This is a genomic window from Klebsiella sp. FDAARGOS_511 (assembly GCF_003812845.1).
In the GTDB taxonomy this organism is placed as follows: domain Bacteria; phylum Pseudomonadota; class Gammaproteobacteria; order Enterobacterales; family Enterobacteriaceae; genus Klebsiella; species Klebsiella grimontii.
On sequence record NZ_CP033825.1, the window covers coordinates 1 to 3,897 of the forward strand.

Sequence of the window (3,897 nt, forward strand, 5' to 3'; positions counted from 1 at the left end):
GAATGAGATAAACGCGGCCATAACAGCGGAATGACACCGGTAAACCGAATGGCAGGAACAGGAGAGCGCACGAGGGAGCCATCAGGGGGAAACGCCTGGTATCTTTATAGTCCTGTCGGGTTTCGCCACCACTGATTTGAGCGTCAGATTCCGTGATGCTCGTCAGGGGGGCGGAGCCTATGGAAAAACGGCCGCCTTGCGGCCTTTCCTTCCTCTCCTCCGTTGAACGCTCTGCTTTCTCGAGCTTTTATACGGATGCTCCTGCCGCTCGCCGCAGCCGAACGGCGGAAGCGTAGCGACTGAGTGAGCGAGGAAGCGGAAAAGAGAACATCCCTATACTGAGCACTGACGCTCTGAGGCCTCTTATGACGAAACAACAGAAAACAGCGCTGAACATGGCTAAATTCATCCAGAATCAGTCTCTGCTCTTGCTGGAGAAGCTTAACGAGCTTGATCTCGATGTTGAGGCCGACCTTTGTGAGAAACTCCACGATGATGCGGAGCATCTTTTCCGTACACTGTCCTCGAGACTGGATGCATTACAGGATGGTAACTGATGGCCAGAGTGTCTATTAGTGAGGCTGCCCGACTGACGGGTAAGAGTAGAACAACACTGCACAGGTTAATTAAAGCAGGTGACCTGTCCACCTGTAGCGGTGAACGCAATGCAAAAATGGTAGATACTTCAGAGCTTTTACGTGTCTTTGGTCCCTTTGAGCAACCGAAGGGTGAACACCATTCTGGACTGGTGTCTGAACAGCGTGATACAGCCTCTGCTGACCATAGTGAACAGGTGATTCGTCATCTGAAACAGGAGATTGAACACCTGAATACCTTACTTTTGTCCAAGGATTCGCACATTGACAGCCTGAAACAGGCCATGCTCCTTCTTGAAAATCACCAGGCAAAATTAACTGAATCCCCGGCGCCATGGTGGAAATTCTGGAAAAAATCCTGACCCCGTCGTGCTTCAGTTTTCCTCTCCGGCCATCCCGGGGAGTTCCTGAACCTTCCCAAAAATCGCCAGATCTCTGAACGCTCTTCACCACTAAAAATACCCACACACTACGCAAAATTAAAATTTTGCAGATTTGTATTTAATATCAGTAGTTTACTTTCATGAAATTTCGTTTTTTAAATTTTATTTACATAGATCCGACTCTATGACGACTCGTCATAGAGTCCCCGGCGAGTCGTCATAGAGTCGGTAACGACTCAGGACTATAAAAACAATGAGTTAATAACGACCCGACTCTAGACCCGACTCCCCGTTTGGTTGTTTTTTAGACGCGGCAACTCTGGGTACGACTCTAGTGAGGAGTCGCCGGTGAATCGTGTGGTGAGTCGTCCGGCGACTTGCCATAACGTGATTGCCGGCCGTCGACGAACCCGATTCCTGAACGTGCTGAAAACTGGTTTTCCGGCTGCGCCGGCAACGCTTCACGGCCACGCAATAAATTGCGTCCCCGTTCACCGTTTTCGGATGGGAAGAACGCCGGAAACAGGACTTACCCTGGCTGAATGGCGTGAATTTTCTCGCTATGCACTTGCGTGCATACTCATGCATGCCTTAAAAACAGAGCCTGCGCGTTTCTGGCGGGTTTTCGGGTGGTTTGTTGCCTGTTTTACCGGTTTCCCGTCAGAAACGCCCTGAGGCCGTTTTAGCGGTGCGTACAATTATGGCTTTATGTTAAATCATTGCCGCAAACAGCCACGAAAAGCTTACTTGGCATCGGCTCTACTAGCCTGTTAAAACTCATATTTTGAACTCAATCATTTAAATTTCGTCTTTTCAGGCGTACAACTTCGATAACTAAAAATTTATGTGAAATAGATATTTATCCAACAGTTATGTAGATAAGAATAAAACATCAATATTTTTTTGAGAGTGTCAAGGAAGTTATAGTGAGAATTTTTCTAAAAGTATTGACAGATTCAAAGAAGATGAATAAATTTATACTGTTTATTTATACAGTTGTTTTTTTGTCAAAGAGGTAATGTTTATGGGTATTGAAAATTCAAATCAGGGGCCAGGATGGCATGATCATGATACTCCTTATGGCACTATTCACAGCTATGATGGTGATACTGGTACGTATGGAGGTGGTGGAACTGGAGGGAATGCTGGTGGTGGGCATACCGGTCTTACTGCAAATACATGGGTAGATATCGCGACAACAAAAGATTATAACGGTAGATATATGTCTATGTGTTTAAATAATCTTAAAGACCATGAAGGTTCAATTAATACAATGTATAGAGACTCTAAAGGTAATATTACCGTTGGTATTGGTCATTACCTTGGTTCTGCTGAGATGGCTCAGGCATTACCTTTTAATCGAACAAAAGTTATGCATGTGCATGGTGATGATCTTGAAAGTGAGGTCGCCGTATCTAAGTCTGATATAGCTTCAGCATTTAATGCATACAAATCAAACCCAAGAGATGTTCCTAGTATGCATCTTTCAAATGCTGATGTAATAGGTCAGTGTATTAAGGATGTTCAAACTACTGAAAATGGTTTGCGTGGACTTTACCCAGGTTATGATCGTTTTTCAGATCCACGAAAAACAGCATTGGTAGATATGGGTTTTAATCTTGGTATTCCTACGCTTAAGTCTAAATTTCCGAAGTTTAACGATGCAGTTAATCGTGGTGATTGGAATGTTGCTGCAGATGAAAGTCATCGAGATCTTAATCAAAGAGGTGATAAGCGTAATAAAGATACGGCAGATCAATTGCGTTATAATCGGTAATGATTTAGATTTACAACTCCTGCCATCAAATGGCAGGAGTGTCCTCACGATATTAAAACTAAGTCATGAGGTTTCTAATCTTATATTTTATGGGTGGTATTATGATTCGTTTTGTGATTGCTGCTTTTATTTCAATCTTGACAATTAAAGGAGCTTTTGCTGATATCAATGTTTTTATAGCGCCTAACGATCTAAATTATGAAACAAATTCTACTAGTGAAATTAATCATTATTTAGATGAGCTGAAAAAAAATAATACTAAAGTTGATGTTGATAAAGACCCAAAAATTAGCAATGAGTTAAAAAAATATATTGGTATTGTTAACGATAGAGTGTCTGATGTTTTCAGTGAAAGTGAATTTAAGAAGTATCGTGGCGATGTCTGTAAAATATCAATAACAACTGGGAATACGGCTCCATCTGATCCTGTTTTGACTCAAGTGTTTACTTATGATGAACTAGCTGATAATAAAAAACAATCATGTCAAAAATTAAATAATGAGCTAATAAAAAAAGTTGCTAAAGATAAGGGTTTATCATATCCGAAAGTTGTTAAAGATTATGGATCTTTATCAATTGATATGATCTTTTTATTTAAATAAAAATAAATTTACGGTGTTGTTTATGCCTTTTAAAAAAGTCTTTTCCAATTTCTATTTGTGTAATTATATTGTTGGCTGCCTGCCAAGCTAACTATATTAGGGACGTAAAAGGAGGAACTGTTGCTCCATCAGCTTCTTCAGATATAAGAACGTCGAGTTCGCAACCCATAGGATCTTCTTGAGATCCTTAGCGGATAGTCGTAATCTTTGCTCTGTAAACGAAAAAACCACCCGGCAAGGTGGTTTTTTCGAAGGTTCATTAACCGGCAAGTTTCTGAACCGTGGTAACTGGCTTTCGCAGAGCACAGAAACCGAATTAGTTCTAACAGTGTAGCTGTAGTTTACCTCACACTTCAACACTTCTTTGTTCTGCGAATGCGTTACCAGTGGCTGCTGCCAGTGGTGATAAGTCGTGTCTTTTCGGGTTGGACTCAAGTTGATAGTTACCGAAAAGGCGCAGCAGTCGGACTGAACGGGGGGTTCGTGCATACAGTCCAGCTTGGAGCGAACTGCCTACCCGGAACTGAGTGTCAGGCGTG

The 3,897-nt window shown here is 42.2% G+C and carries 5 protein-coding genes and 1 pseudogene; 5 read left to right on the forward strand and 1 reads right to left on the reverse strand.

Annotated elements, in window-relative coordinates; genetic code table 11:
• Nucleotides 1–365: 365 nt before the first annotated feature.
• The 5 genes from EGY08_RS30520 (at nt 366) to EGY08_RS30545 (ending at nt 3,540) form a co-directional block, all read left to right on the forward strand.
• On the forward strand, nt 366–557 hold the full coding sequence (locus EGY08_RS30520; RefSeq protein WP_004187666.1) for a Rop family plasmid primer RNA-binding protein: 192 nt from the start codon (nt 366–368) through the stop codon (nt 555–557).
• Nucleotides 557–958, forward strand: a complete 402-nt coding sequence (locus tag EGY08_RS30525; RefSeq protein ID WP_049088770.1) for a helix-turn-helix transcriptional regulator — start codon at nt 557–559, stop codon at nt 956–958. Before EGY08_RS30520 ends, EGY08_RS30525 begins: the two co-directional genes overlap by 1 nt.
• A 1,045-nt stretch (nt 959–2,003) precedes the next feature.
• Nucleotides 2,004–2,756: a glycoside hydrolase family protein gene (locus EGY08_RS30535; RefSeq protein WP_023307481.1), complete on the forward strand. Its 753-nt coding sequence runs from the start codon at nt 2,004–2,006 to the stop codon at nt 2,754–2,756.
• A gap of 101 nt (nt 2,757–2,857) precedes the next feature.
• On the forward strand, nt 2,858–3,358 hold the full coding sequence (locus tag EGY08_RS30540) for a hypothetical protein (RefSeq protein WP_123829470.1): 501 nt from the start codon (nt 2,858–2,860) through the stop codon (nt 3,356–3,358).
• Between the two features lie 47 nt (nt 3,359–3,405).
• On the forward strand, nt 3,406–3,540 hold the full coding sequence (locus EGY08_RS30545) for a colicin release lysis protein (protein ID WP_110216848.1): 135 nt from the start codon (nt 3,406–3,408) through the stop codon (nt 3,538–3,540).
• 164 nt (nt 3,541–3,704) lie between these two features.
• On the opposite strand, the pseudogene EGY08_RS31360 reads toward EGY08_RS30545, so the two are convergent.
• Nucleotides 3,705–3,847 (reverse strand): annotated as a pseudogene (locus EGY08_RS31360) (replication initiation protein).
• Between the last annotated feature and the right edge of the window lie 50 nt (nt 3,848–3,897).

Coding starts and splice junctions, on each gene's coding strand:
- EGY08_RS30520 (WP_004187666.1), top strand. CDS start 366: ATGACGAAACAACAGAAAACAGCGCTGAACATGGCTAAATTCATCCAG.
- EGY08_RS30525 (WP_049088770.1), top strand. CDS start 557: ATGGCCAGAGTGTCTATTAGTGAGGCTGCCCGACTGACGGGTAAGAGT.
- EGY08_RS30535 (WP_023307481.1), top strand. CDS start 2,004: ATGGGTATTGAAAATTCAAATCAGGGGCCAGGATGGCATGATCATGAT.
- EGY08_RS30540 (WP_123829470.1), top strand. CDS start 2,858: ATGATTCGTTTTGTGATTGCTGCTTTTATTTCAATCTTGACAATTAAA.